This window comes from Ensifer sp. R1-3 (assembly GCF_056739175.1).
Map to the genome: position 1 here is coordinate 1,137,273 of NZ_CP096515.1, position 25,642 is coordinate 1,162,914.

At 61.7% G+C, this 25,642-nt stretch carries 22 protein-coding genes and 3 pseudogenes; 14 read left to right on the forward strand and 11 right to left on the reverse strand.

Annotated elements, in window-relative coordinates:
* Positions 1–169: 169 nt before the first annotated feature.
* The 3 genes from M1D43_RS05510 to coaD are packed head-to-tail and all read right to left on the reverse strand — an operon-like array spanning position 170 to position 1,794.
* A complete protein-coding gene (locus tag M1D43_RS05510; RefSeq protein WP_003529604.1) occupies positions 170–679 on the reverse strand; it encodes a peptidylprolyl isomerase in 510 nt (169 codons plus the stop codon).
* Positions 680–704: 25 nt separating this feature from the next.
* Entirely contained in the window at positions 705–1,277 is a 573-nt protein-coding gene (locus tag M1D43_RS05515; protein WP_010969321.1) for a peptidylprolyl isomerase, read from the reverse strand.
* A gap of 25 nt (positions 1,278–1,302) precedes the next feature.
* Positions 1,303–1,794, reverse strand: coding sequence for a pantetheine-phosphate adenylyltransferase (gene coaD / locus M1D43_RS05520; protein ID WP_003529599.1), 492 nt, complete (start codon positions 1,792–1,794; stop codon positions 1,303–1,305).
* Between the two features lie 225 nt (positions 1,795–2,019).
* Between coaD and M1D43_RS05525 the strand changes: the two genes are divergently transcribed.
* From M1D43_RS05525 to M1D43_RS05535, 3 genes and pseudogenes are all read left to right on the forward strand, one after another.
* Positions 2,020–2,151 (forward strand): hypothetical protein, encoded by a 132-nt coding sequence (locus M1D43_RS05525; RefSeq protein WP_003529597.1) that lies wholly within the window; start codon positions 2,020–2,022, stop codon positions 2,149–2,151.
* A gap of 371 nt (positions 2,152–2,522) precedes the next feature.
* Entirely contained in the window at positions 2,523–2,696 is a 174-nt protein-coding gene (locus tag M1D43_RS05530; protein WP_010969320.1) for a ribonuclease HepT family protein, read from the forward strand.
* 2 nt (positions 2,697–2,698) lie between these two features.
* Positions 2,699–2,758: pseudogene (locus M1D43_RS05535) on the forward strand (HepT-like ribonuclease domain-containing protein); the annotation flags it as partial.
* Between the two features lie 153 nt (positions 2,759–2,911).
* Here the strand turns inward: M1D43_RS05535 and M1D43_RS05540 are convergent.
* From M1D43_RS05540 to ypfJ, 3 genes are all read right to left on the reverse strand, one after another.
* The gene (locus M1D43_RS05540; protein WP_013844444.1) at positions 2,912–4,315 is read right to left on the reverse strand and encodes an MATE family efflux transporter; all 1,404 of its coding nucleotides are present in this window, start codon (positions 4,313–4,315) and stop codon (positions 2,912–2,914) included.
* 447 nt (positions 4,316–4,762) lie between these two features.
* The gene (locus M1D43_RS05545) at positions 4,763–6,010 is read right to left on the reverse strand and encodes a TCR/Tet family MFS transporter (RefSeq protein WP_127541410.1); all 1,248 of its coding nucleotides are present in this window, start codon (positions 6,008–6,010) and stop codon (positions 4,763–4,765) included.
* 353 nt (positions 6,011–6,363) lie between these two features.
* A complete protein-coding gene (gene ypfJ / locus M1D43_RS05550; protein WP_015007502.1) occupies positions 6,364–7,299 on the reverse strand; it encodes a KPN_02809 family neutral zinc metallopeptidase in 936 nt (311 codons plus the stop codon).
* A gap of 212 nt (positions 7,300–7,511) precedes the next feature.
* On the opposite strand from ypfJ, the gene M1D43_RS05555 reads away from it, so the two are divergent.
* From M1D43_RS05555 to M1D43_RS05565, 3 genes and pseudogenes are all read left to right on the forward strand, one after another.
* Positions 7,512–8,555 (forward strand): zinc-dependent alcohol dehydrogenase family protein, encoded by a 1,044-nt coding sequence (locus tag M1D43_RS05555; RefSeq protein ID WP_127638367.1) that lies wholly within the window; start codon positions 7,512–7,514, stop codon positions 8,553–8,555.
* A 202-nt stretch (positions 8,556–8,757) separates the two neighbouring features.
* Positions 8,758–12,249, forward strand: coding sequence for a carbamoyl-phosphate synthase large subunit (gene carB, locus M1D43_RS05560; protein ID WP_027993493.1), 3,492 nt, complete (start codon positions 8,758–8,760; stop codon positions 12,247–12,249).
* 83 nt (positions 12,250–12,332) lie between these two features.
* A pseudogene (locus M1D43_RS05565) lies at positions 12,333–12,680 on the forward strand (DUF6894 family protein).
* Between the two features lie 3 nt (positions 12,681–12,683).
* Here the strand turns inward: M1D43_RS05565 and M1D43_RS05570 are convergent.
* Positions 12,684–14,125 (reverse strand): annotated as a pseudogene (locus M1D43_RS05570) (MFS transporter).
* 319 nt (positions 14,126–14,444) lie between these two features.
* Here M1D43_RS05570 and greA point away from each other — a divergent pair.
* Both greA and M1D43_RS05580 read left to right on the forward strand, forming a co-directional pair.
* Positions 14,445–14,921: a transcription elongation factor GreA gene (gene greA, locus M1D43_RS05575; RefSeq protein WP_003529568.1), complete on the forward strand. Its 477-nt coding sequence runs from the start codon at positions 14,445–14,447 to the stop codon at positions 14,919–14,921.
* Positions 14,922–15,004: 83 nt separating this feature from the next.
* Positions 15,005–16,060 carry a glycosyltransferase family 4 protein gene (locus tag M1D43_RS05580; protein ID WP_318853748.1) on the forward strand — a complete coding sequence of 352 codons (1,056 nt, stop codon included), beginning with the start codon at positions 15,005–15,007 and terminating at the stop codon, positions 16,058–16,060.
* A gap of 6 nt (positions 16,061–16,066) precedes the next feature.
* Here the strand turns inward: M1D43_RS05580 and M1D43_RS05585 are convergent, their stop codons facing one another.
* The 4 genes from M1D43_RS05585 to M1D43_RS05600 all read right to left on the reverse strand — a co-directional run bounded on the left by M1D43_RS05585 (position 16,067) and on the right by M1D43_RS05600 (position 19,540).
* Positions 16,067–17,089 carry a glycosyltransferase gene (locus M1D43_RS05585; protein ID WP_153313783.1) on the reverse strand — a complete coding sequence of 341 codons (1,023 nt, stop codon included), beginning with the start codon at positions 17,087–17,089 and terminating at the stop codon, positions 16,067–16,069.
* Positions 17,086–18,117 carry a glycosyltransferase gene (locus tag M1D43_RS05590; protein ID WP_153313784.1) on the reverse strand — a complete coding sequence of 344 codons (1,032 nt, stop codon included), beginning with the start codon at positions 18,115–18,117 and terminating at the stop codon, positions 17,086–17,088. The genes M1D43_RS05585 and M1D43_RS05590 overlap by 4 nt, the downstream gene beginning before the upstream one ends.
* Positions 18,118–18,135: 18 nt before the next feature.
* Entirely contained in the window at positions 18,136–18,948 is an 813-nt protein-coding gene (locus M1D43_RS05595; protein WP_010969309.1) for a glycosyltransferase family 2 protein, read from the reverse strand.
* A gap of 121 nt (positions 18,949–19,069) precedes the next feature.
* The gene (locus M1D43_RS05600) at positions 19,070–19,540 is read right to left on the reverse strand and encodes an Lrp/AsnC family transcriptional regulator (RefSeq protein ID WP_003529557.1); all 471 of its coding nucleotides are present in this window, start codon (positions 19,538–19,540) and stop codon (positions 19,070–19,072) included.
* A 433-nt stretch (positions 19,541–19,973) separates the two neighbouring features.
* Between M1D43_RS05600 and trxB the strand changes: the two genes are divergently transcribed.
* The 6 genes from trxB (at position 19,974) to M1D43_RS05630 (ending at position 25,621) form a co-directional block, all read left to right on the forward strand.
* Positions 19,974–20,948 (forward strand): thioredoxin-disulfide reductase, encoded by a 975-nt coding sequence (gene trxB / locus M1D43_RS05605; RefSeq protein ID WP_003529556.1) that lies wholly within the window; start codon positions 19,974–19,976, stop codon positions 20,946–20,948.
* Positions 20,949–21,065: 117 nt separating this feature from the next.
* Entirely contained in the window at positions 21,066–21,962 is an 897-nt protein-coding gene (locus tag M1D43_RS05610) for a LysR family transcriptional regulator VtlR (RefSeq protein WP_003529555.1), read from the forward strand.
* Between the two features lie 651 nt (positions 21,963–22,613).
* The gene (locus M1D43_RS05615) at positions 22,614–22,904 is read left to right on the forward strand and encodes an ArsR/SmtB family transcription factor (RefSeq protein WP_003529553.1); all 291 of its coding nucleotides are present in this window, start codon (positions 22,614–22,616) and stop codon (positions 22,902–22,904) included.
* 48 nt (positions 22,905–22,952) lie between these two features.
* The gene (locus M1D43_RS05620; RefSeq protein ID WP_127638362.1) at positions 22,953–24,074 is read left to right on the forward strand and encodes an alkene reductase; all 1,122 of its coding nucleotides are present in this window, start codon (positions 22,953–22,955) and stop codon (positions 24,072–24,074) included.
* 72 nt (positions 24,075–24,146) lie between these two features.
* The gene (locus tag M1D43_RS05625; RefSeq protein WP_153313785.1) at positions 24,147–24,941 is read left to right on the forward strand and encodes an aminoglycoside phosphotransferase family protein; all 795 of its coding nucleotides are present in this window, start codon (positions 24,147–24,149) and stop codon (positions 24,939–24,941) included.
* 170 nt (positions 24,942–25,111) lie between these two features.
* A complete protein-coding gene (locus tag M1D43_RS05630; RefSeq protein WP_010969303.1) occupies positions 25,112–25,621 on the forward strand; it encodes a GNAT family N-acetyltransferase in 510 nt (169 codons plus the stop codon).
* Positions 25,622–25,642 lie beyond the last annotated feature (21 nt).

Here is a 25,642-nt window from a genome sequence, read left to right on the forward strand (position 1 = left end):
ATCAATTAAAAGCAAACCCGCCCCGGCGGCTCGCGCGATCGGGGCGGGCAGGTCAGTGCGCTACAGCGCCGCGCGTCTGACAAGACGCGCAAAGGCCGTAGCACTTCGAACCGCTGCATGTTCCGTCCTTGGATCGGGGACGATCCAAGGAAACATGCAGTAGCCCAGATCAGGCGTCGGCGGCAACCCGCATCGAAACGATGGTATCCGGATCGCGGACCGGTTCGCCGCGCTTGATGTTGTCGATATTCTCCATTCCTTCGACGACCTGGCCCCAGACAGAATACTGCTTGTTGAGCCAGGGAGCATCGGTGAAGCAGATGAAGAACTGGGAATTGGCCGAGTTCGGCATCTGGCTGCGCGCCATGGAGCACGTTCCGCGCACGTGTGAAACATCGGAGAATTCGGCTTTCAGGTCCGGCTTGGAGGAGCCGCCCATGCCCGCACGGGACGGGTTAAACTGCTCGCCGCCGGTCTTGCCGTATTGCACGTCGCCGGTCTGGGCCATGAAATCCTCGATCACGCGGTGAAAGACCACCCCGTCATAGGCGCCTTCACGCGTCAGCTCCTTGATGCGGGCGACATGGCCCGGAGCCACATCCGGCCGCAGCTCGATCACCACCCTGCCCTTTGTGGTTTCCATGATGATCGTGTTTTCCGGATCCTTGATCTCGGCCATGATTCTTCTCCTTCTGTTTTCAGTCTTACCTGCCGACCTTAACGCTGATCATGCGGTCTGGATCGGCGACGGCACCATTATTGGCGTCATCGCCGAGCTTAATCTTGTCGACATTCTCCATGCCTTCGACGACCTTGCCGACGACCGTGTATTGGCCGTTGAGGAAGTCACCGGGCGCGAGCATGATGAAGAACTGCGAGTTGGCGCTGTCGGGATCCTGCGCGCGGGCCATTCCGACGGTGCCGCGCTCGAAGGGAACGTCGGAGAACTCGGCCGGAAGGTTGGGCTTGGACGAGCCGCCGGTTCCGGCGCGGTCGCCCTGGAAACCGTCCTTCATGTCGCCGAATTCGACGTCGCCGGTCTGGGCCATGAAGCCCTTGATGACACGATGAAAGGCGACATTGTCATATTCGCCTGCCGCGGCCAGTTCCTTGATCTGCTGGACGTGCTTCGGGGCGATATCCGGGCGCAACTCGATGACGACGGGGCCGTCCTCGAGCTGAACCGTCAGGATATTTTCGCCGGACTGCGCCAGCGCACCTCCCGTGAAGGCGGCGAGCGCCAAGGCTCCGGCAACAGCGAATTGGAGAATCTTCATTGGGACTCCTTGCGTGATGTAAAGCTTATTTGCGCTTCGCCTGCAGCGCCTGGTGAACCGCCCCAGGGACGAAAGCGCTGACGTCACCGCCCATAGCCGCGATCTGCCGAACCAATGTGGCCGTAATGGGCCGGGAGGCGGTACCTGCCGGCAGGAACAGGGTCTGAATGTCAGGGGCCATCTGCCGGTTCATGCCCGCCATCTGCATCTCGTAGTCGAGGTCCGTTCCATCGCGGAGCCCCCGGACCAGCAGCCTTGCGCCGTGCTCGCGGGCGGCATCCACCACCAGGTTGTCGAAAGAGACGACGGATATGTCGGCTGCCCTCTCCGGCAACGTCTCCTCAAGCGCGGCCCGGATGAGATCCGCCCTTTCGTCGAAGGAGAAAAGCGGTGCCTTGCCGGGATGCACGCCAATCGCGACGATGACTTTGGCTGCGACGTTCAATGCCTGCACGAGTACATCGAGATGCCCGTTGGTGATCGGATCGAAGGAGCCGGGATAGAAAGCCGTGGTCATCGCGCCTGTTTCCGTTTGGTGAAGCCTTTTGTCACGGACGGCCGCGGACCGCAAGGGTTGTACGATCCTTGCGCCCTGTTCCCCGGGAAACAGCGGCGGCAAAAGGCTGAATGCTAGATGAATGCAACGTTCAAGAGGGTTTCACACTGCAAGCCGTAACGTGAACCCAAGTTAACGGGAACTTTTTTGAGTACATGCCGTTTAAACCGACGAAAGGAGACGGCCATGGGACTTGCTCTATTTTCGATGGCGATGTTCTTCGCGATGGTCGTTGCGACGATCCATGCGCTGCGAGACGAGGACCGTGACCGCGCGACCGTACTGTTGCCGCTGGCCGATAGACGCAGGCGGAAATGACGAGTTCGAGTGTCGTCGCTTGCCACAGCTGAAACCAATGCCTCCAGGAAACTTCTCGCCGGAAGTTTCACAAGCGATCCCATTCTTCCCCTGATGCGATCGCTTCTACAAGCCGGACGGTCTCCCCTGCCCGTCCGGCTTTTTCTTTGCGCAGCTGCATATAGAACAGAAAGCTCCAGCAACACGCCGATGCCGTTCAGAGCATGGGCGCGCCTTGTATCTTTTCGGTTCGACGGCTCGCGATGAGGCCCGTGCGGTATCAAGCAGTTCCTTGAGGAGAAGCTTTCCATAGAGGTGGATGTCACTACTCGAAACAGCCTTCGTCCGATGCTCCGCACCGATATCGACAAATCCGCGGTCCGCGTTTTCTAATGGCCAAGCGCAAGGTTCTCGCCGAAATCCTGGAAGCCATCCACGGCATCGAGACTCATGCCGCCGGAAAGTCGCTGGGCGACTTTGAACGGGACTGGCTGTTGCGCCTCGCCATTCAGCGCGCTTTGGAAATCATCTCGAAGCAACCCGCCACGTTCCAGACGAACTGCTGACGATCGCGCCGGATGTTCCATGGAAGCAGATTCGCGGCATCGGCAACATCCTGCGCCACGAATACCATCGGATTGCCGACGACATTATATGGGTGGTCGTCACCGAACACATTACCCCGCTTGGGGTTGCTGTTGCAGCATATCGGCGACGAGCCACAGGCGTGAGCGACCAGACGTCTCGCCAAACACCACCGCAACACGTTTCCAGCAATCTGCTAAGAAGCGGCCGGCGCCGCGCTCACCCTACGGAGCAGACGGAAGAAGCGCCAATTGAGCAGCAAGGCCGCAGACGCGAGCCCCAGGACAAAACCGAACCAGACGCCGACGCCGCCGAAACCCAGCGGAAAGGCAAAAGCCCAGGCGCAGAAGAAGCCGATCGGCCAATAGGCTATCATTGCCAGGATCATAGGTATGGTCGTGTCCTTGAGGCCGCGCAGCATGCCGGCGGCGATGGCCTGGAGGCCGTCGACGAGCTGGAAGGCGCCCGCGATGACGATCAGCGGTCCTGCAAAGGCGAGAACCTCGGCTGCATCGGGCCGCCTCGTATCGAGGTAGAGGCCCGCAAGCTCATGCGGGAACAGAGCGAAGATGGTGCTGCCGACGGCAGCAAAGCCGACGCCGAGCGTCAGCACGGCAATTGCGGCACGCTTCACGCCTACCATGTCGCCGCTGCCATAGGCCAATCCAATGCGCACCGTTCCGGCCTGCGCCAGGCCGAGCGGGATCATGAAGGCAATCGATGCGAACTGGAGTGCTATGCCATGGGCAGCCAGTTCGATGGTTCCGATCGTGCCCATGAGCAGCGAAGCCACGGTAAACAGGCTGACTTCCGCGAGAATCGTCACCGAGATCGGAATGCCGAGATAGACCACCTCTCCGAAAGCCGGCCAATCCGGCCGCCAGAAGCGGACGAACAGCTCGAAGCGATGCAGTTCCGGTTGCCGGCGGATATAGCCGATCGTCAGGGCCGCACCGAGCAGCGCCACGCCGAGAGCGGCGACGGCCGCGCCGAAGATGCCCAGCTCCGGAAAACCGAAATGGCCGAAAATAAGGACATAGCAAAGCGCGGCGTTCAGAACCAATGTCACGAGCGTCACGTAGAGGATAACCCCTGCCCGCTCGAGCCCGCTCAAAAATGCCCTGAGGACCATGAAAATGAGGCTGGGGAAGATCGCCCACTGGGCGATATGCAGGTATTCTCCCGCAAGCGCCGCGACCTCGGGTTTCTGTCCGGCAAAGAGCAGGATCGGCTCGGCCATCCAGAGGACCGGCGCAGTCAGCACGCCGTAAAGCAGCACCACCCACATGCCCATTCGTACCGAGCGTCGCACGGAGACCTGATCGCCCCGGCCCTGCGCCTGAGCGACCATGGGAACCACCGCATTGGCAAATCCGCTGCCGAAGATGAAGATCGTGAAGAAGACCTGCGTCGCGAGGATGATGGCCGCCAGCTGAGTGGCACCCAGCTGGCCGACCATGAGCACGTCCGTCGTATTGATCGCCAATTGGGCGAGCTGGGCGCCGATGAACGGCACACCAAGATAGAGGCTCGCGCGAAAATGCGTGGGCCATGAATTGTCGCTCTGCGCAAGCACGAGGTCTTTGGTCGCGGTCAGCATGAGGAATCCTGGCTCTGCACCGGCAATGGGCAAAGGGAAAAATGAAGAAGAGAGAACGAATTAGAGCACCACCAGGGCTTGCGCCAGCGGTAAAGGCCGAACTGCTCAATTTTTCATCGATTGATCAAGAAAATTGATCAATCTGCAGGCATGGAAGCAACGGACCGCTAGGACCTGTGGACACTTATGGATAGGGATTTGACGGCCCATATTGCGAGGGACTTTCGTGGAAAATCCGGCGCCGCAGGCCGTCCGCCTGCAAGCCGGATTTTTCGCGACAAGGCACCGCAATATGGTCCGCCCGAAGGGTTTTGCACAAATCGCCCACTGCCGGCGGCTTTTCCCTTGCAAAGGGGCAACCCTTTGCTGCGGAAAAATCCTTGGCATTGACCGATTTGTGCAAAATCAAACCCCTATCCATAAGTGTCCACAGGTCCTAAGCCTCCGTCACGCTCGCACGGCACCGCGGACGGCGCCTCCCCGGCCGGCGCCGACCTTGGCAAGGAAGATAACCAGCGCGGCGACGATCAAGCAGCCTGCCAGGGCATAGGGAGCGCCGGCAAAGCTATGGGCGGCTGCAGGGTCGGTGAAAAAGGCGAAAATCTGCGTGAACATCAGAGGTCCGAGGATCGTCGTAATGCTCGATATGCTGGTGAGCGCACCTTGCAGCTCGCCCTGTGCCGACGGCGGGACATGGACGGAGGCTATGCTGCGGAGCGGTGGATCGGCTAGGCTTTCGAGCGCGGTCGCGACGATCACCGCGTAGACCATCCACCCCTCCCAGGCGGCCGCATAGCCCGCCATCCCGAGGGCCGTGAAGGTGAGCCCGAGTGCCGCCGTACGCCTTTCTCCCAGTGCCGGCACGACACGCGGGAGCACCAGCGCCATCACGATTGCGCCGCCCACGCCGAAGATCCCCAGCGAAAGCCCGATCTGCCCTTCGCTCCACCCGTAGCGATAGGAGCCGACGAAGGACCAGACGGCCGGGTAGACGGCGTGAGCCAGCCAGTAGAGGAAGAAGACGAGGCCTACCCAGCCGATGCCCGGGTAATGGCGCATCTGCTTGAGCGCGCCGAGCGGGTTTGCCCGGTGCCATTCGAAGCGCCGCCGGTTGGCCGGGGCGAGCGTCTCGGGCAGGAGAAAGACCCCCATGATGAAATTGAGGAATGAAAGCGCTGCCGCACCATAAAAGGGCACTCTCGGGCCCAATTCGCCGAGGAAACCTCCGATGACCGGGCCGAGCGCAAAACCGGTGCCGAAGGCAATGCCGATCAGCCCGAAGTTCTTGGCGCGGTTCTCATCGTCGCTGACATCGGCAATGTAGGCGGATGCCGTGCCGAAGCTCGCGCCGCTGATGCCGGCAAGGCTGCGCCCGATGAAGAGCATCCAATAGCTGGTCGCAAGCGCGCAGATCAGGTTGTCGAGCGCAAAGGTCAGCACGGACGCAAGCAGGACCGGCCGACGCCCGAATCGATCGCTCAGATTCCCGATAAGCGGTGCGAAGAGAAACTGCATCGCCGAGTAGACGAGCAACAGCCATCCACCGTCGACCGCGGCCTCGCCGATATCCGCGCCGGTCAGTTCCTCGAGATAGGCCGGCAACACCGGCACGATGATTGCGATGCCCATGATGTCGAGGAAGAGAATGAGGAAGACGAGGAACAGACCGCGTCTCACGAATTTCTTGTCGAGCATGAAGCTCTCTCCCCGCTTTCCGCCGGAGCGGAGACAGAACGTGAACGACGTTACCAGAATAGGTGTAACGGCTTGCCTGGTCCGAAACAATACGTGAACATGTCAAAGTTTCTGATCATACCGATCGGTTGTACTTATAGCTCGCATTCGCCTCCGCGTGCATCATTTGCCTCGCCGCTCCGACTTCAGGAAGTCCACGAAGGCGCGCAAAGGGCGCCGGGAGGTGCCGGCGACCCGCATGGTAGAGGTATGGTCCGGGAAAGCCGCTTCGGAAGCACAGCTCATGCACACGGACAGTGAGCGGCGGAAATGACGGAGAATCGCCGGACGGGCTGCCCGGTCCGGCGATGTGATCAGACAGCGCCGGAGAAGGTGTCGCAATCCGACATCTTGCCACTGTCGAAGCCCCGCTGGAACCACCGCATCCGCTGCTCCGACGTGCCGTGATTGAAACTTTCCGGGACGACATAGCCCTGCATGCGCTTCTGCAATGTGTCGTCGCCGATCTGGGTCGCAGCGTTCAGCGCCTCCTCCAGATCGCCCCGTTCCAGGAGCCCCTTCTGCTCGGTGTATTTGCCCCAGATCCCGGCGAAGCAGTCCGCCTGCAGCTCGACCCGGACCGACATCTGGTTCGCCTCGGCCTCGCTCATGCGCTGCCGCATCTCATTGAATTTGGGCAATACGCCGATCAGGTTCTGGACGTGATGACCGACCTCATGCGCAAGCACATAGGCCTGGGCGAAATCGCCGGAAGCTTCGAATTTCTGGGCCAGCTCGTCGAAGAAACTCATATCGAGATAGACTTTGCGGTCGCCGGGGCAATAGAAGGGACCCGAGGCGGAAGAGGCAAAGCCGCAGGCCGAACGGACCGAGCCGTTGAACAGCACCAGCCTCGGTTCCTCATATTGCTCGCCGCTCGCCTGGAAGATGCCGTTCCAGGTGTCTTCCGTTTCGGCAAGAACCGTGGCCATGAAGGCCTTCATCTCTTCTTCCTCGGCCGTGCCCTGCGGCGCCCCCGACCCGTCGCTCTGCTCGAAGCCCGGCATGTTCGCCGGACCGCCGCCTTCGAGCACCTGAAGCATGTCGATGCCCATTGCCTTCAGGACGAAATAGAGAATCACGAGGAAGATGAGCGTGCCAAAGCTCATGCCCCCGCCGGCGCGACGCATTCCGCCGCCGCCACCGGGCAGGCGGAATCCACCGCCACGACCGAAAGGGCCGCCTCCCCGGGGGCCGGCCCCGCGCTGATCCTCGATGTTTCCGGACTGGCGGCGGCCCTTCCATTCCATGATCTGTCCTCCAGAAGGCGTCGCCTCTACTTAGCGCGCTGAGTGATTTTATAAGCCGGGGCGGCGATCCTTGTAAAACGCAATCGCCGCCACCCGGTTGCATCCGGCGCATCGTTTTGTCGAGCGGAGCTGCCGGCCCAAAGGGCAAGGCGGCAGGATTGACGCTCGCGCCGTGTTCGGCTCCAATGGAAAACAGGCGGCGGGAGGAACAGATGAAGGCAGTGCGTCTGGAGTCGGTCGGCAATATCTCCGTTCGGAACGTTGGGATTCCTGAGCCCGGGCCTGACGATCTGCTCGTCAAAGTGGAAGCCTGCGGCATCTGCGGGACCGATCGTCATCTCCTTCATGGAGAATTTCCGTCGACGCCGCCGGTCACGCTCGGCCACGAATTCTGCGGCATCGTCGTCGAGGCCGGGAGCGCCGTTCGAGACATCGCACCGGGTGCGAGGATCACCGGAGATCCCAACATCTCCTGCGGCCGCTGCCCGCAGTGCCAGGCGGGCCGGGTCAATCTCTGCCGGAACCTGCGCGCGATCGGCATCCATCGCGACGGCGGCTTCGCCGAATACGTCCTGGTGCCGCGGAAACAGGCCTTCGAAATTCCGCTTACTCTCGATCCCGTGCACGGCGCTTTCTGCGAGCCTCTCGCCTGCTGCCTGCACGGTGTCGATCTTTCGGGAATCAAAGCGGGGTCGACGGTGGCGATCCTGGGCGGCGGCGTGATCGGCCTGCTGACGGTGCAGCTCGCAAGGCTCGCCGGCGCCACGACGGTCATTCTCTCGACACGCCAGGCAACGAAGCGTCGCCTGGCCGAGGAGGTCGGCGCCACCGCAACGGTCGACCCGTCGGCCGGCGACGTGGTCGAGGCGATCGCAGGTCCGGCAGGTCTCGTCCCCGGAGGCGTCGATGTCGTCATCGAGTGCGCCGGAGTCGCGGAAACGGTGAAGCAGTCGACGCGCCTCGCCAAAGCGGGCGGTACGGTCGTGATCCTCGGCGTGCTGCCGCAGGGAGAAAAGGTCGAAATCGAACCGTTCGACATTCTCTTCCGCGAGCTCCGTGTGCTTGGTTCCTTTATCAATCCCTTCGTCCACCGCCGCGCGGCCGACCTGGTTGCGACAGGCGCGATCGAGATCGACCGGTTGATTTCACGGCGCATATCGCTCGATGAAGCACCTGATGTCATTTCAAATCCCGCCGCTGCCGGCGAGGTGAAGGTATTGGTGATCCCGTCCGCCGAGCGGGTGGCGCAGCAATAGTGTTTCTATCGGAGAACCGTAGGTTCGAGAGGCGGAACAAATATCTTTGCTTTCTTGTCGATTCCCGAATTTTCGGGGTTCCGCTGGCGAAAACATTTGCCTATAAGCCGCTTCTAGCCTGAAAAGACCATAAATGCGCGACCCGGCCGGTGACCTCCCAACCTGGCCGGTTTTTCGCGCAGCTAGAAACGGATGATTGCCCATGCCGAAGCGCCAAGACATCAAATCGATCCTCATCATCGGCGCGGGGCCGATCGTCATCGGTCAGGCATGCGAATTCGACTACTCCGGCACCCAGGCGTGCAAGGCGTTGAAGGAGGAAGGCTACCGCGTCATCCTGGTCAACTCCAATCCGGCGACGATCATGACCGATCCGGGTCTGGCGGACGCGACCTATGTCGAACCGATCACGCCAGAGGTCGTCGCCAAGATCATCGCCAAGGAACGCCCCGACGCGCTGCTGCCGACCATGGGCGGACAGACGGCGCTCAACACGGCCCTGTCGCTGCGCCGCATGGGCGTGCTCGACCGCTACAATGTCGAGATGATCGGTGCGAAGCCCGAGGCGATCGACAAGGCGGAAGACCGCGCCCTGTTCCGCGAGGCCATGGCGCATATCGGCCTCGAGACGCCCAAGTCGCGCCTGGCGAACGCCACGGACATCAAGGACCACGACCGCAAGTCGCACGAGGCGGAGCGCTCAGCGCTCAAGGCGAAGCTTTCCGGTGACGAACTCGACAAGGCGCTGGACGAACTCGAAAACCAGTGGAACCTCGGCGAAGGCGATCGCAAGCAGCGCTATGTGAACCACGCCATGGCGATCGCCGCACAGGCGCTCGACGATGTCGGGCTCCCCGCGATCATCCGGCCGTCCTTCACGCTCGGCGGCACCGGGGGCGGCATCGCCTATAACCGTTCGGAGTTCTTCGAGATCGTCGGCAGCGGTCTCGACGCGTCGCCGACGACGGAAGTCCTGATCGAGGAATCGGTCCTCGGCTGGAAGGAATATGAGATGGAGGTCGTCCGCGACAAGGCGGACAACTGCATCATCATCTGCTCGATCGAGAACATCGATCCGATGGGCGTCCACACGGGCGATTCGATCACCGTTGCGCCGGCACTGACCTTGACCGACAAGGAATATCAGATCATGCGCAACGCCTCGATCGCGGTGCTGCGCGAGATCGGCGTCGAAACGGGCGGCTCGAACGTCCAGTTCGCCGTCAATCCCGAGAATGGCCGCCTCGTCGTCATCGAGATGAATCCGCGCGTCTCGCGCTCCTCCGCACTCGCATCGAAGGCCACCGGCTTCCCGATTGCCAAGATCGCCGCCAAGCTCGCAGTCGGCTATACGCTCGACGAACTCGAAAACGATATCACCGGCGGCGCCACGCCGGCATCCTTCGAGCCTTCGATCGACTACGTCGTCACCAAGATCCCGCGCTTCGCCTTCGAGAAATTCCCGGGAGCCGAGCCGACGCTCACGACCGCAATGAAGTCGGTGGGCGAAGTCATGGCGATCGGCCGGACCTTCGCCGAATCGCTGCAGAAGGCGCTGCGCGGCCTCGAGACCGGACTGACCGGACTTGACGAGATCGAGGTGCCTGATTTCGACGACAATGGCGACGGCCGCAATGCCATCCGCGCCGCGCTCGGCACGCCGACGCCGGACCGCCTGCGCATGGTCGCACAGGCGCTGCGTCTCGGCATGAGCGAAGCCGAAGTGCATGAAGCCTGCAAGATCGACCCCTGGTTCATTGCCCAGTTCAAGGCGATCGTCGACATGGAGGCGCGCATCCGCGAGCACGGCCTGCCCGCCGACGCCGAGAACCTGCGCATGCTGAAGGCAATGGGCTTCTCCGACGCCCGGCTTGCGACGCTTACCGGCAAGCGTCCGAAAGAGGTGGCCGAGCTCCGCAACGCACTGAACGTGCGCCCCGTCTACAAGCGCATCGACACCTGCGCGGCCGAGTTCGCATCGCCGACCGCTTACATGTATTCGACCTATGAGACGCCTTTCGTCGGTGCCGCCCGGTCGGAGGCGCAGGTTTCCGACCGGAAAAAGGTCGTCATCCTCGGCGGCGGCCCGAACCGGATCGGCCAGGGCATCGAATTCGACTACTGCTGCTGCCATGCCGCCTTCGCACTGAAGGACGCCGGCTACGAAGCGATCATGATCAACTGCAACCCGGAGACGGTTTCGACCGACTACGACACCTCCGACCGGCTCTATTTCGAGCCCCTGACGGCAGAGGACGTGATCGAGATCATGCGTGCCGAACAGGAAAACGGCACGTTGCACGGCGTCATTGTCCAGTTCGGCGGCCAGACTCCGCTGAAGCTTGCCGAAGCGCTGGAAAAGAACGGCATCCCGATCCTCGGCACCGCGCCGGACGCGATCGATCTCGCCGAGGACCGTGATCGCTTCCAGAAGCTCCTGATGAAGCTCGATCTCAACCAGCCGAACAACGGCATTGCCTACTCCGTCGAGCAGGCCCGCCTCGTTGCCGGCGAAATCGGCTTCCCGCTGGTCGTGCGCCCGTCCTATGTTCTCGGCGGCCGCGCCATGCAGATCATCCATTCGGAAAGCATGCTGCAGAGCTATTTGCTCGACACCGTTCCGGGGCTGGTTCCTGAAGATATCAAGCAGCGCTATCCGAACGACAAGACCGGCCAGATCAACACCTTGCTCGGCAAGAACCCGCTCCTCTTCGACAGCTACCTGACGAATGCGATCGAAGTGGACGTCGATTGCCTTTGTGACGGAAAGGATGTCTTCGTTTCGGGCATCATGGAACATATCGAGGAGGCCGGCATCCACTCGGGCGACTCCGCCTGCTCGCTGCCGGTGCATTCGCTCGGCACGGACATGGTCGACGAACTGGAGCGTCAGACGGGGGCGCTCGCCAGAGCGCTGAATGTCGGCGGCCTGATGAATGTGCAGTTCGCCATCAAGGACGGCACCATCTATGTGCTCGAAGTAAACCCGCGCGCCTCACGCACCGTTCCCTTCGTCGCCAAGACGATCGGCGCGCCGATCGCCAAGATCGCCGCCCGCGTCATGGCCGGCGAAATGCTCGACGAGGCGATCGCCGCCTATGGCAAGAAGCCGGATCCGCGCAACCTGAAACACATCGCCGTCAAGGAGGCCGTCTTCCCCTTCGCCCGCTTCCCGGGCGTCGATACGCTGCTCGGCCCGGAAATGCGTTCGACCGGCGAGGTCATCGGGCTCGACACCGATTATGCGCTGGCCTTTGCCAAGTCGCAGCTCGGCGCCGGCGTCGACCTGCCGCGCGACGGAACGGTCTTCGTCTCGGTTCGCGACGAGGATAAGGAACGGGTGCTGCCCGCGATCCGCATTCTCTCCGACATCGGCTTCAAGGTCATGGCGACCGGCGGCACGGCGCGCTTCCTCGGCGAGCAGGGCATCGTTGCAACCAAGATCAACAAGGTCCTGGAAGGACGGCCCCATGTCGAGGACGCCATCCGCAACCGGCAGGTCCAGCTCGTGATCAACACGACCGACGGCAACAAGGCGATCTCCGACTCGAAATCGCTTCGCCGCGCGACGCTGATGCAGAAGGTGCCCTATTACACCACGATGGCCGGCGCCGAGGCCGCGGCACTCGCCATCAAGGCACTGAAGGCAGGCAACCTCGAAGTGCGTCCGCTGCAGAGCTACTTTGAAGCCTGACACTTGCGGATTTACGCTTGTGAACGCAGCCTGAATGTCCGATTCAGGCTGCGTTCCATTGCGGCATGGTTCCATGTCCCAACATGCGGAAACGGATCACCCGTGACGCGCGTGGTTGGGGCAACGACATGCAGCTATATTTCTTCGATCTCCATTGGGACGACGATTGTTTCACCGATGACGAGGGTATCCTTCACTTCGATGAGGGATCGGCGCTCTATTACGCCTAGCGTATCGCCGACAGGATCGGCCGCGACGCGGATTATGGTTCCCTGAAGGTCAGGATACGCTCGCAGGCAGGCGCGCTCCTCGCAACCGTCACGCCTTCGCGGGGCCGCGTCGCCGAACAGGACGCCCTGCTCGGCCGCCGCCGCCCCGGCCTTTTCCCGCATCCGTTCAAAGCCGGCCTTGCGCCGTCCGCGGCTCGGTGAACGCTACTGGATGGTTGCCCTGCCTTCGCATCGCGCCAGCCGCAGGGTCCTGATCCCGAAGACGAGCGACGCGGCAGCGAGAACGCAGCCGAGCGCGAAAACACCCAGCATTGCGGCCGAAATCACCCGGGCGCTGACACCTTCGTCGAATCCTCCGGCGTTGGCGACCGCTCCGAAAACGGCCGCGCCGATCGCGTAGCCGGCTGATTGCAGCGTCGGCAGCAGCGCCGAGGTCTTGTCGCGTTCCTCGATGGACGAGACGTTCATCAGCAGCTGGCTCAGCGTTCCCCAGCAAAGGCCGAATCCGGCTCCGACAGCGCTCTGGCTGACGAAGACAAGGCCGTATTCGCCGGAGGCGACGGCGAGCGTCAATCCGCCGAGGCCGAGGCAAAGGAACAGCGGCCCGGTCCAGACCAGCCGCACGCGCGTCTCGTGGGAGCGCAGGCTCGCGACGATGATCGCCGTCAGGCTCCAGGATATGGCCATCAAGGCGTTTGAGAAGCCCGCGGCGGTCGGGCCGAAGCCCCAAAGATGTTGCAGTGCGTAGACGAGATAGACGGAGCCGGAGGCTTGTGCCAGAGGCATCAGCAACACGACCCAAAGCCCTGTTCCGAGCGGGCGATCGAACGAAAACGCGCCGAATGGGAGGATGGACTGCGGCGATCGGCGGTCGAAGTGAACGGTCGCGACGAAGACCGCAAGTGCCGCCGCCAGCAGCGCCGACATGCTGTAGCCGTCGGCAGCCGTATTCGAGAGCGAGATCAACATTATGCCGAAGCCGAACGCCACCAGCCGCAGCAAGGGAACCGATCCGGCCGCCCTTGGACTTTGCTTTGGCTGACGAAGGATTGCGACGACGAGCGCTATGAAGATTGCGGCTGCCGGTATGTTGACGAAGAAGGCGGCGCGCCAAGACCAATATTCCGTGAGCAGGCCGGATATGAGCGGCCCGCCGAAGGCGGCGGCAGCCCATACGATCGCTTCTGCGCCGAATATCTTGGGCACCAGCCGCTGCGGAAAGAGCTCCGGTATCAGTGCGTAGCACAGGGCGGCAATGATACCCTCCCCAAATCCCTGGAGCACCCTCCCGGCCAGAACCTGCGGCATGCTGCTCGCCATCGTCGCGATGGCCGTGCCCGTTGCGAAGACGAGCGCGGCAACGATCAGCGTGTTGCGCGCGCCGAACCGGACCTTCAGGCTTGCCGCCAAGGCGCCACCGACGATGGCGAAAACGAGGTAAAGCGTGAAGGCCCAGGACAACAGGGCGGCTCCGCCAAACTCCGCGACGCCGTCGGCAGTGCCGTCGAGACGAAGAACTCGTTGAAGGCAAAAAGCGCGACGCCCAGGCACAGCGTCACGGTTGCGGCGAGGTGGCGCGGGCGCAGGAGCTCGCTCCAGCTCCCCTCCTCCAGGTCGACCTCCGTCTGCGGCGCCGGATCGGCCACTTGTGATTCCTCTTCGACTAAACTCATGATTCGGCCCCGTGTAATTGGTATGGAGCCGGCACTGATACGACCTCAATCGCGGTTGAGGTAAAGAGGCTTTACTGCAGAATTTCACCTTTACCCCAACCCGCCGGAAGCCGCGGATCGATATGAAGCGCCGCGCGAGGATCGCGAAAAATCTGGCTTTCGGACTTCCGATTCTGTTATAAGATCGGTTCGGTTTGTTAGGACGGTTCCGGTGCTTGCGCTCCGGAGGCCGTTTTCTTTTGCGCTGGCGCCGCCGAAAGGCGGCGCCGCGTGCTTGATGAAGGATGATGAAATGGTCGACAAGGTGCCCATGACACAGGGTGGATTCGTCAATCTGCAGGAGGAGCTGCGCTGGCGCCAGCAGGAAGAACGGCCGCGCATCATCGAAGCGATCGCCGAGGCCCGCGCCCATGGCGACTTGTCGGAGAACGCCGAATATCATGCGGCAAAGGAAGCGCAGAGCCATAACGAGGGAAGAATTTCCGAACTCGAAGACCTGATCGCGCGCGCCGAAGTCATCGATCTTTCGAAAATGTCCGGATCGAAGATCAAGTTCGGCGCAAGGGTGAAGCTCGTCGACGAGGATACGGAAGAAGAAAAGACCTATCAGATCGTCGGCGATCAGGAGGCCGACGTCAAACAGGGACGCATTTCCATCTCCTCTCCGATCGCCCGCGCGCTGATCGGCAAGGAAGTCGGCGATTCGATCGAAGTCAATGCACCCGGCGGATCCAAGGCGTATGAGATTCTCGCCGTTCAATGGGGCTGACCTGCCTTTCGGGGCGCGCGCGCGGTCCCGCGCCGCCCCTCCTCCCTTGAATTGATTGTCGCAGGCGCAAGGAGAGCGCACAGGTGGTCGATATCCGCGACGTCGAAGTGATCGCGCCCAATTTCAAGCAGCGTCTGTCCGGCGTTACCTCGACAATCATCCAGCTGGTGCCTGTGCAGCGTGCCCTTGGACAGAAGATCGCGGTTCTCGGACCAGGCCTTCCCAAGAGCCTTCCGTCGGTTCGCTTTCGCGATCTCATTCATCTCTGGAAGAGGCCCGAAGGCCGGCCCTGCCGCGTTTGGCACGCGCGTCGAAACGTCGAAATGCTCCCGGCCATCCTTCTGCGCGACCTGCTGCGCATGAAGATCCGGATCGTCTTTACCTCCGCTTCGCAACGCCGGCACACCGGATGGAGCAAGTTCCTCATCCGCCGGATGGACGCGGTTATCGCCACCAGCGGCAGGACGGCCGCCTATCTCGATGTACCGAACACCGTCATCCTGCATGGGATCGACACCAAGCGCTTTCAGCCACCCTTCGACAAGACGGAGGCGAAGAAGGCGCTCGGCCTCGATCCCGCGAAGAAATTCGTCGGATGCTTCGGGCGCGTACGCCATCAGAAAGGGACCGACCTCTTCGTCGACAGCATGATCGCCCTCCTGCCCTGCCGCCCGGACTGGGGAGCTATCGTTGCCGGGCGGGCCACCGGCCCTCACCTTGTCTTCGAGTCGGAACTGAAGGAGCGCGTCGCCAAGGCCGGGCTCGCCGACCGTATCCTGTTCGTAGGCGAACACACGAATATTCCCGACTGGTACCGCGCTCTCGATCTCTTCGTCGCCCCGCAACGCTGGGAAGGCTTCGGCCTGACGCCGCTCGAAGCAATGGCGACCGGGGTCCCCGTGGTGGCAACCGATGTCGGCGCGTTTTCGGAACTGCTAACCGGCGGCTCCGAGGAGACGGGCCTCATCATTGCGGCCGACGATCTCAAGGCGATGGTCGATGCGGCAGCCGCCTTCATGGACGACCGGCCGCGGCTTGCCGCCGCAAGCGCCAATGGTCTGGCACGGACCTCCAAAAACTTCGCCATCGAGCAGGAAGCCCGCGCGATCGCAGCGGTTTACGAAAGCCTGATGCGTTGATCTTGGCTACGGCTTCGAGGCAAACAGCTGCAGATAGGCGTCAGTGATCGCTTCTCTGGAAAACTGCCCGACAAGCGTCTCGTGTCCGCGCTCGGCCAGGCGCGTTCTTAGGGAATTGTCGGCCACGATCTGCTCGATGGCGCGGGCGAAACCTTCGGCATCGCCGATATCGGCCATCAGACCGTTTTCGCCGTCGCGCATGAACCATTGCGGCCCTTCGGAACGGGTCGATACGACCGGCGTTCCCTGGGCCCAGGACTCGAGGATGACGTTGCCGAGGGGCTCGTGGCTGGACGACATCACGAAGACATCGGCCGCAGCCAGGAAAGGTCTCGTGTCTTCCTGCCAGCCGGCAAAGCGAACGCGGCCGGAAACGCCGAGGCCCGTCGCGAGCTTATGCAGATTGTCGCGCTCCTCTCCATCGCCAAGCAGCCAAAGATAGACCCCCGGCAGTCTGGCGACCGCTTCGATCAGCGTATGAAACCCTTTCCGCTCGACGAAGCGGCCCATGGACATCACGACGGGCGCATCGGCGGGCGTATCGAGCTTTGCGCGGTCAACCGCCACGACACGCCCGGTCCCGGTGAAATTGGAGATGACCCTTATCTCCCGTTTCCAGCCCAGGTCGCTGACGCGCTCGGCAATGCCCGGCGTGTTGCACACGATGCAGTCGGTGTTTCTGAAATAGCTCAGGCGGGTCGGATAATCGCCAAGGCGCGAGATCTTGAATGCGCCTTTGTAGTTCGGCATCAGTTCGCTTGCCCGGGGCGCCCAAGCCATCAGGACATCCGGCTTCTCGCGCCGGGCCATGTGCTTCACCTTCAACGGGAGCAGGATTCGATCGAGCGAGAGGTTGCGAAAATGGCTTTCCCGGATCTTCGCGGCGCCTTCGATGTCTCGCCGCCAGCCGCGCCCGGGGCGGATGATCGCCGTCTGCTCGACGCCGCGTTCCGCAAGCGCATTGACCAGGTGTACGAAGAAGCGCTCGGCGCCGCCGTCCTTGCCGAAGTGAAAGTGAGTGACTTTCATCGCTTTGCGACACCTCTGTCGAACAGGTCGAGATAAGCGTCGGTGATCGCTTTTTCGGAGAAGCGCGTGCGCAAGGTTTTGCTGCCGCCGGCGCTCAGCCTCTCGCGAAGCGCCGGATCGTCGCGCAGCCGGCGAATGGCCTCCGCAAGACCCACGTCATCGCCGCAATCGACCATGAGAGCGTCGCTCTCATGCGTCATCACCCAGGATGGCCCCTCAGCGCGCGAGGCTATCGTGGGCTTTCCGGCGCCCCAGCCTTCGAAGCAGACATTGCCGAGAGGCTCGTGCGACGAGTTGATGACGAAGGCGTCGCCAGCGGAGAGAAAACCATAGGCGTTCGTCTGCCATCCGGTGAAGCGTACGCGATCACGAAGCCCGAGTTCGTCGGTCAGCTGCTCGAGCTGCTCTCGTTCCGGGCCATCTCCGATAAGCCAGAGATAGGAGTTCGCCACCTCCTTCACGGCGCGGATGAGCCCTGCGAAACCCTTACGTTTGACGAAGCGGCCCATGCCGACCACGACGAAGGCGTCCGCCGGTGTCTGCAGGTCGGCCCGCGCTACGGGCGGTGCAGGCCTTGCGCGGGTGAAGTTCGCGATCACCTCGATGTCGCGCTTCCAGCCAAGTTCACGAACCTTGGCGGCCATATCCGGTGTGATGCAGACGAGCGTCTCGACATTGGTATAGTAGCCGAGATGTTCGGGATAATCCCCCAGCCGGGAGATGCGAAATGCCTTGGCATGAGCCGGCATGAAGCGGCTCGCCCGCAACTGCCAGGCCATTATGACGTCCGGCTCGAACTCGCGAAGGACCCGGTTCATCCGCCATTTCAGGAGGAAGCGAGAAAGCGAAATGCGCCGAAAAACCCCTTCATAGATCGTAGCACCGTTCTCCAGGTCCTTGCGCCAGCTGCGGCCCGGTCGGATCAGTGCCCGCTGTTCGACGCCCCTCTCGTGCAGCGCATTGACGAGATTGACGAAGAACCGCTCCGCACCGCCCTCCGTGCCGAAGTGAATATGCATGACCTTCATGCCGAACCCCTTGATCGATCAGTGCGAAAGCGCATCATCCACATTCGGGCGCGCCTTCAGAGCGTGCCGCTGGTAGATCTTCGCCGCCGTCAGGAAGGCATAGACCGCCCCGGTCATGGCCTCGATGAAGCCCGACAGGCCGCAGCGCCAGAGACCGTTGCGGAAATAGAGCCTGAGAAAATAGATCGGCGGAGTGAAGATGAGCTTGTAAAAGCGCGGCCGTTTTCCGGACTCGACCTGCTGGTCCGCCTTCAGCGTCGAGTATTTGTTTTCCTTCAGAATCTGCTCGTCCATGACCAGCGGGCGGAAATGAAGGAGACTGCCGGTCCGGGCATTGCCGACATTTCCCTCGGGCACGATGCCTTCATGGACTTTCTGACTGAGGTCGTAACGTCCCTTGCCGCGCCGGATCAGCCGCAAGTTCCGGCGCTCGCGGACGTTTTCGGGGGTATAGCCATAGCCGATCAGATAGGGGCGACGCGCCACCCGCCAGCCGACGATCTCGTCCGATGCTGCGAGCAGTTCAGGCAGCAGTTCTCGCAGCGCCTTGTCCAATCTCTCGTCCGCGTCGATGTTGAAGCACCAGGGCTGGCTGCATTGCTCGAGCGCAAACTGCTTCTGCCCGGCATAGCCGCGCCACGGCTCGTACATGAAACGGATGGGCCAGCCCGCGTCGATATAGGATTGCACCAAAGCGGCGGTGCCGTCCGTCGACCCGGAATCGACGATCACGATTTCCGCGCAGCGCTCGAGACTCTCGATGCATTTGCCGAGATAGGCCTCCTCATTCAAGCAGATGATGAAGGCTGAAAGGGGAAGCTTGGGGATCATATGGCCGTCCCGCGTCGCCGGAAGCGGCAGGGCTCCCTCGCTCTCGTCGTGGAAATTGTTCAATTCATTCGGTCCGCGAGGCGTTTGGTTGCGATGCGCGGCGGCCGGGCCGCCCTGCACATCAGATTTCTACCTGACATGCGTCCTTCACTTGACGGATCGTCAGCATCGTCCGCACCGTGTCGACATTCTCGGTGGCGGTCAGTTCTTCAATAACAAAATCCTGAAAGCTCGCAAGGTTTTCGGCCACGCACTGCAGCAGAAAGTCCGATTCCCCGGACACCATCCAGGCCTCGCGAACAAGCGGCCACGAGGCGGTGCGGGCGGCAAACGCCTTGAGATTGGCGTCGGACTGGTGCTTGAGGCCGACCATGCAGAAGGCGACGAGGTCGTATCCCAGCGCGGACGCATTCAGAAGCGCACGATAGCCTCTGATGACGCCGGCCTCCTCGAGCTTGCGCACGCGGCGCAGGCACGGAGGAGCCGAGATCCCCACTCTCTCGGCCAGTTCCACATTCGTGATCCGGCCGTCGTCCTGCAGTTCGCGCAGTATCTTCATATCGATGGCATCGAGCTCGACGCGTACGACCATTGCCCAAATCCCCAATCCTGTCGGCCTTGCGGGGAAGGCCTTATTTTATCCGCCGATCAACTGCACGACAGGCCGAAACCGCAGCGCCGATCCGTCCGCACCAAGAGCCGCCCGGCGGCGGCCTTCACGGCGCTTTCTCCGTGCTTGGGTAGCACGTAACCGAATGCCGATACGAGAGCGCTTGCAGTTGCATGCACAAAAACCTTGTGCGCCCGGGCGCTGGAGCGTCTTATGACGGTACTGCGGGTCAAAACCGATGCAAATATGCCCGATCTGGTGTCAAAACGACGCTGACCACGCAACCACTTGTGTGTATCAGAGCGCGCGCCCTTGAAAGTGCGCGCCGTGAATACCTAAAGTAAGGCAATATTTGCATTATCGGATTGCACCGGAGGACGCTCCCGGCTCTCTCCGGCGGACGAAGGACAAAAGCATGACTGCGCGCCACACGAAAGTGCTGATTATCGGTTCCGGACCTGCCGGTTATACCGCTGCCATCTATACCGCGCGGGCCATGCTTTCGCCGGTCCTCATCGCCGGCATGGAACAGGGCGGCCAGCTGATGATCACCACGGATGTGGAGAATTATCCGGGCTATGCCGATCCGGTCCAGGGACCCTGGATGATGGAGCAGATGCTGAATCAGGCGATCCACGTCGGCACGGAAATCGTCAACGACCTCGTAACCGATGTCGACCTGTCCGTCCGCCCCTTCCGGATCAAGACGGATAGCGGCACGGATTGGACGGCGGACGCTTTGATCATCGCCACCGGCGCCAAAGCGAAATGGCTCGGCATCGAAACCGAGCCGACCTTCATGGGATTTGGCGTTTCCGCCTGTGCTACCTGCGACGGGTTCTTTTACCGCAACAAGGAAGTCATCGTCGTCGGCGGCGGCAACTCCGCCGTGGAGGAAGCGCTTTATCTCTCCAATCTGGCGAAGACCGTCACCGTCGTTCACCGCCGGGATGCTTTTCGTGCTGAAAAGATCCTGCAAGAGCGCCTTTTCGCAAAGCCGAACGTCAAGGTGATCTGGGACCACGAGGTTCTGGAATATCTCGGGACGCCTGCAAAGCCGCCGATGCCGGCCTCGGTCAACGGCGTGAAGCTTCGCAACACCAAGACCGGGGAAACATCCGACATGGCAATCGACGGTGTTTTCGTCGCGATCGGTCATGCGCCTGCGGTCGAACTCTTCAAGGGCAAACTTCGCCAGAAGCCGAACGGGTATCTCTGGACTGCGCCGGATTCCACCGCGACCGACGTCCCGGGCGTCTTCGCCGCCGGCGACGTGACCGACGACATCTATCGCCAGGCGGTTACCGCCGCCGGCATGGGTTGCATGGCTGCGCTCGAAGCGGAGAAATACCTTGCGGGTCATATGCCCGTCGCAATTGCAGCCGAATAGAAGCTGCTGAACAGGGCGCGCGCCGGGATCGGGGCGCGGCTCTGAGTGGGAACATGCATCGGTCGTCTCCGGAGAAAAGTGGCAAGCTTCTCCGGCTGAGCCTTTATGGGGGATTCTATGTCGCTGGACTGGGACAAACTGCGCATTTTCCATGCGGCGGCCGAGGCTGGCTCGTTCACGCACGCGGCAGACAAACTCCACCTTTCGCAGTCGGCGATCAGCCGGCAGGTCAGTTCGCTCGAGCAGGACGTCGGCATCAAGCTCTTTCATCGGCACGCCCGCGGCTTGATCCTGACCGAACAGGGCGAAATGCTCTATCGCACGGCGCACGACGTGCTGATGAAGCTCGAAAGCGTCAAGGCCCAGCTTAGCGAGACGACGGACAAGCCGAGCGGCAAGTTGCGGATCACGACCACTGTCGGCCTCGGCCAGGGGTGGCTGACCGACAAGATCCAGGAATTCATGTCCTTGTATCCGGAAATCCAGGTACAGCTCATCCTCGACAACGAGGAACTGGACGTGAACATGCGCCATGCGGACTGCGCCATCAGGCTGCGGCAGCCGCAACAGTCGGATCTGATCCAGCGCAAGCTCTTCACGGTGCACATGCATGTCTATGCCGCGCCGTCCTACATCAACAAATATGGCGAGCCGCAGTCGCTTGACGATCTCGACAATCACCGGATCATCACCTTCGGCGAGCCCGCCCCCAACTATCTGCTCGACGTGAACTGGCTGGAGATTGCCGGACGCGATTCCGACAATCCGCGCATATCGCATCTGCAGATCAACAGCCAGACATCGATCAAGCGCGCCTGCCTGCTCGGCATCGGCATCGCCATGCTTCCGGACTATATCGTCGGTCGCGATCCCGGCCTCATTCAACTGCCGATAAGCGCCGACATCCCCTCTTTCGATACCTATTTCTGCTATCCGGACGAACTGAAGAACGCAGCGAAGCTGAAAGTCTTCCGCGATTACATCGTCGCTAAAGCGAGAAACTGGAACTTCTGACGATCCGTTCAATTGCCCGATTTGTGAGCAATTGCCAACAGCCTGCGTAAGCCTTTGTTATTCCTCGGCTCTTTTCAAGGGAAAGCGAAGCTCTTCGAAAACCGAATCCTTGTGCGCTGCAAAAATGAGCAGCGATGCGCAAACGGCATGGCTGTCATGCATATTAAATGATTGCCGATAGCCCAAAAAAGCAGCATACCACACCCAGCTGATGCATCTTTGGTGGCTTCTCCTCCCAGTGCCACCGCAGCAGCTGTTCCCCTCTGGAGGTTTTAATTACCTTCACAACTACAAGGGCCCAAGTTTTTCTTGTGGCCCTCTTTTTTTGCCTGGCGGAGCCCCACAGCCCTCAGTTGCGAAAATCTTGGGAACGGCTATTGAAAGCGGCTACGGCCCTACCCATATCTTTTTCAGCTGGTGCATCTAGCGGCTTTCTCCTCCCCAGCCGCTGCAGCAGCTGTTCCCCTCTGGAGGTTTGAAACCTTCACAACTGAAAGGGCCCAAGTTTCTTGTGGCCCTCTTTTTTTGTCCGCATTTTGCCCGGCGTTTATGGCCACTTCCTTTGTAGCCCACAGCATTCACGACGTTGTGACTTCCCGTATCGAATTTTAGCGATATATATATCGGGAAAACTGAATACGCCGAAATACGATGGATAGAGACGAAATTCTGAAAGCACTGGCGCATCCGACGCGCATGGAGATCCTGACCTGGCTGAAGGAGCCGCAGGCGCATTTCTCCGGCCAGGAGCATCCGCTCGACATGGGCGTCTGCGCAGGGCAGTTCGAAAGATGCGGCCTTTCGCAGTCGACGGTTTCATCTCATCTCGCCGTGCTGCAGCGCGCCGGTCTGGTGACGACCCGCCGCGTCGGCCAATGGGTCTTCTACCGGCGCAATGAGGAGACCATCGCAGCGTTTCTGAAGACCATCGGCGATCTCTGATAACCCCCACTTCCTCCCAAGTCTCAACCGCAATGGAAAGGACAATCCATGGCCTCTCTCTTCGACCCGATCACGATCGGCGATATCAGCCTCAGCAACCGCGTGGTGATGGCACCTCTGACCCGGAACCGTTCACCCCAGGCAGTGCCCAATGATCTTAACGTCGCCTATTACGAGCAGCGCGCATCCGCCGGCCTGCTGATCACCGAAGGGACGGCAATAAGCCACCAGGGCCAGGGCTATGCCGACGTGCCGGGGCTTTACAAACCGGAGGCCCTCGCCGGCTGGCGCAAGGTCACGGAATCGGTCCACAAAGCCGGTGGCAAGATCGTCGTGCAGATGTGGCATGTCGGGCGGATATCCCACGACTCGCTCCAGCCGCAGGGCGGAAAACCGGTCGCCCCTTCGGCTATCCGCGCCAAATCGAAGACCTACCTCGTCAACCCCGATGGGACGGGCAGCTTTGCCGAAACCTCCGAACCGAGAGCGCTCGAACCGGCGGAGATCGCCGGCATCGTCGAGGATTACCGCAAGGCCTCTCGGGCCGCGATCGAAGCCGGATTCGACGGCGTCGAGATCCATGCTGCCAACGGCTATCTGATCGACCAGTTCCTGCGCTCCGGCTCCAATGAACGCACGGACGCCTATGGCGGCTCGATCGAGAACCGCGCCCGCTTTCTCGTCGAGGTGGTCGATGCCGTTACCAAGGAGATCGGCGCTGGCCGGGTCGGGATCCGCATCTCTCCCGTGACCCCCGCCAACGACGCTTTCGATCCGGACCCGCAGCCGCTCTTCACCTATGTCGTCGAAGGCCTCGCCCGATATCCGCTCGCCTATGTGCACGTCATCGAAGGCGCAACGGGCGGAGCGCGCGACCACCAGCAGGGCGATCGCCCCTTCGACTACACAAGCCTCCGTGCCGCCTACGCAGCGGCCGGCGGCAGGGCGGCCTGGATGACGAACAACGGATACGATCGCGGTATGGCGCTGAAGACGGTCGAGAGCGGCGAAGCCGATCTGGTTGCTTTCGGCAAACCCTTCATCGCCAATCCGGATCTCGTTCGTCGTTTGAGAGACAACGTGGCCCTGAATGCACCGGACCAGGCGACCTTCTATGGCGGTGGCGCCAAGGGTTATACGGATTATCCGTCGCTCGAAAACGTCGCCTGAAATCGATAAGGAGGAAGGAGCCCCGCCCAATGCGCGGGGCTCCTTGCGCAGCGAATCGATTATGCTGCCCCGATGTTCACGTCTTTCATCGATGAATGGTCTCTCGAGCCCGCGGGCGACCCGATCCTCACGAGGACGAGCCGGCTGCTGCCCGTTCGCTGGCGCGGCGTGCCGGCGATGCTCAAGGTGGCAGACGAGCCGGAAGAAAGGTCTGGCGGGCAGTTGATGCGATGGTGGGACGGTCACGGCGCCGCCCAGGTTTACGCCGCAACCGATAGCGCCATCCTCCTCGAACGGTCGGAGAGCCGCCGTTCGCTTTTTCATATGGCGATGACCGGCAGCGACGACGACGCCACCCGGATCGCCTGCCGCGCCGTTGCCATGCTGCATGCAGCACGCCCCTCCCCGCCGGCGGGTCTCGCACCGCTCGAGCGCTGGTTCCAGGCGCTGGCCCCCGCAGCCCGCCTCCATGGCGGTATTCTCAGGACCTGCGCAGACGCTGCCCAACATCTCCTATCCACGCCCGATGTCCCGGTCGTCCTGCATGGAGACATTCACCATGGCAACATCCTCGACTTCGATGCCCGGGGCTGGCTGGCCATAGATCCCAAGGGCCTCTGTGGCGACCGCGGTTTCGATTACGCCAATCTCTTCTGCAATCCGGAGCTTCCCGTCGTAACCGCTCCGGGGCGCCTATCCAGACAGCTTGCAATCGTCGCCCATGAGGCGCGGCTGGAGCCGAAGAGGCTCCTTCAGTGGGTCATCGCCTATGCCGGCCTGTCGGCGGCCTGGTTCCTTGGCGACGGAGAAAGCCCGGAAAGCACTTTAGCAGTGGCCGCGATTGCCGACGCGGAGCTGAGGGGTTAGAGCGGGATGAGGAAAAGTGTGTGCGGTTTTCCGCCCGCATCCCGCTCTCACTTTTGGAATCGATCACGTTCATGTTTTTAGGTCGACCCGACCTAAAAACATCGTGATCTGGTGGACAAAAAGAGATTCGGCTGTTGAGCTGAAAAGTCCGCTGGACCCGGAGGAAGAGTATGGAGATCAGAGACGCCGCCGAAACCGATCTTCCGGCGATATGCGCGATCTACAATGACGCTGTGGCGAACACGACGGCGATCTGGAACGAGACCCTTGTCGACGTCGCCAATCGGAAGACCTGGTTGAAAGCACGCAATGCTGCCGGCTTCCCGGTGCTTGCCGCCCTTTCCCTTGACGGCGAGGTCGTCGGCTACGCCTCCTTTGGCGAGTGGCGCGCCTTCGACGGATACCGGCACACGGTCGAGCACTCGGTCTATGTGCGGGCGGACCAGCGCGGCGGCGGCATAGGCCGGGCGCTGATGCTCGAGCTCATCGATCGGGCCGAAGCACTTGGCAAGCACGTGATGATCGCGGGGATCGAGTCGGGAAACCTGCCGTCGATCCGTCTCCATGAGCAACTCGGTTTTCGCGAGACCGGCCATATGAAGGAGGTCGGCACGAAATTCGGCCGCTGGCTCGACCTCACCTTCATGCAACTGATCCTGCGCACCGGTTCTCCCGACTGAAAGCTTTGCAGCCCGATTTCT

Excerpts from the sequence above, each read along its gene's own strand:
- M1D43_RS05515 (WP_010969321.1), bottom strand. The coding sequence starts at position 1,277 with ATGAAGATTCTCCAATTCGCTGTTGCCGGAGCCTTGGCGCTCGCCGCC.
- M1D43_RS05610 (WP_003529555.1), top strand. The coding sequence starts at position 21,066 with ATGTCGCTGGACTGGGACAAACTGCGCATTTTCCATGCGGCGGCCGAG.
- coaD (WP_003529599.1), bottom strand. The coding sequence starts at position 1,794 with ATGACCACGGCTTTCTATCCCGGCTCCTTCGATCCGATCACCAACGGG.
- carB (WP_027993493.1), top strand. The coding sequence starts at position 8,758 with ATGCCGAAGCGCCAAGACATCAAATCGATCCTCATCATCGGCGCGGGG.
- M1D43_RS05615 (WP_003529553.1), top strand. The coding sequence starts at position 22,614 with ATGGATAGAGACGAAATTCTGAAAGCACTGGCGCATCCGACGCGCATG.
- M1D43_RS05600 (WP_003529557.1), bottom strand. The coding sequence starts at position 19,540 with ATGGTCGTACGCGTCGAGCTCGATGCCATCGATATGAAGATACTGCGC.
- M1D43_RS05545 (WP_127541410.1), bottom strand. The coding sequence starts at position 6,010 with ATGCTCGACAAGAAATTCGTGAGACGCGGTCTGTTCCTCGTCTTCCTC.
- M1D43_RS05585 (WP_153313783.1), bottom strand. The coding sequence starts at position 17,089 with ATGAAAGTCACTCACTTTCACTTCGGCAAGGACGGCGGCGCCGAGCGC.
- M1D43_RS05555 (WP_127638367.1), top strand. The coding sequence starts at position 7,512 with ATGAAGGCAGTGCGTCTGGAGTCGGTCGGCAATATCTCCGTTCGGAAC.
- greA (WP_003529568.1), top strand. The coding sequence starts at position 14,445 with ATGGTCGACAAGGTGCCCATGACACAGGGTGGATTCGTCAATCTGCAG.
- M1D43_RS05595 (WP_010969309.1), bottom strand. The coding sequence starts at position 18,948 with ATGATCCCCAAGCTTCCCCTTTCAGCCTTCATCATCTGCTTGAATGAG.
- M1D43_RS05590 (WP_153313784.1), bottom strand. The coding sequence starts at position 18,117 with ATGAAGGTCATGCATATTCACTTCGGCACGGAGGGCGGTGCGGAGCGG.
- M1D43_RS05530 (WP_010969320.1), top strand. The coding sequence starts at position 2,523 with ATGGCCAAGCGCAAGGTTCTCGCCGAAATCCTGGAAGCCATCCACGGC.
- M1D43_RS05510 (WP_003529604.1), bottom strand. The coding sequence starts at position 679 with ATGGCCGAGATCAAGGATCCGGAAAACACGATCATCATGGAAACCACA.
- M1D43_RS05630 (WP_010969303.1), top strand. The coding sequence starts at position 25,112 with ATGGAGATCAGAGACGCCGCCGAAACCGATCTTCCGGCGATATGCGCG.
- trxB (WP_003529556.1), top strand. The coding sequence starts at position 19,974 with ATGACTGCGCGCCACACGAAAGTGCTGATTATCGGTTCCGGACCTGCC.
- ypfJ (WP_015007502.1), bottom strand. The coding sequence starts at position 7,299 with ATGGAATGGAAGGGCCGCCGCCAGTCCGGAAACATCGAGGATCAGCGC.
- M1D43_RS05625 (WP_153313785.1), top strand. The coding sequence starts at position 24,147 with ATGTTCACGTCTTTCATCGATGAATGGTCTCTCGAGCCCGCGGGCGAC.
- M1D43_RS05620 (WP_127638362.1), top strand. The coding sequence starts at position 22,953 with ATGGCCTCTCTCTTCGACCCGATCACGATCGGCGATATCAGCCTCAGC.
- M1D43_RS05525 (WP_003529597.1), top strand. The coding sequence starts at position 2,020 with ATGGGACTTGCTCTATTTTCGATGGCGATGTTCTTCGCGATGGTCGTT.
- M1D43_RS05540 (WP_013844444.1), bottom strand. The coding sequence starts at position 4,315 with ATGCTGACCGCGACCAAAGACCTCGTGCTTGCGCAGAGCGACAATTCA.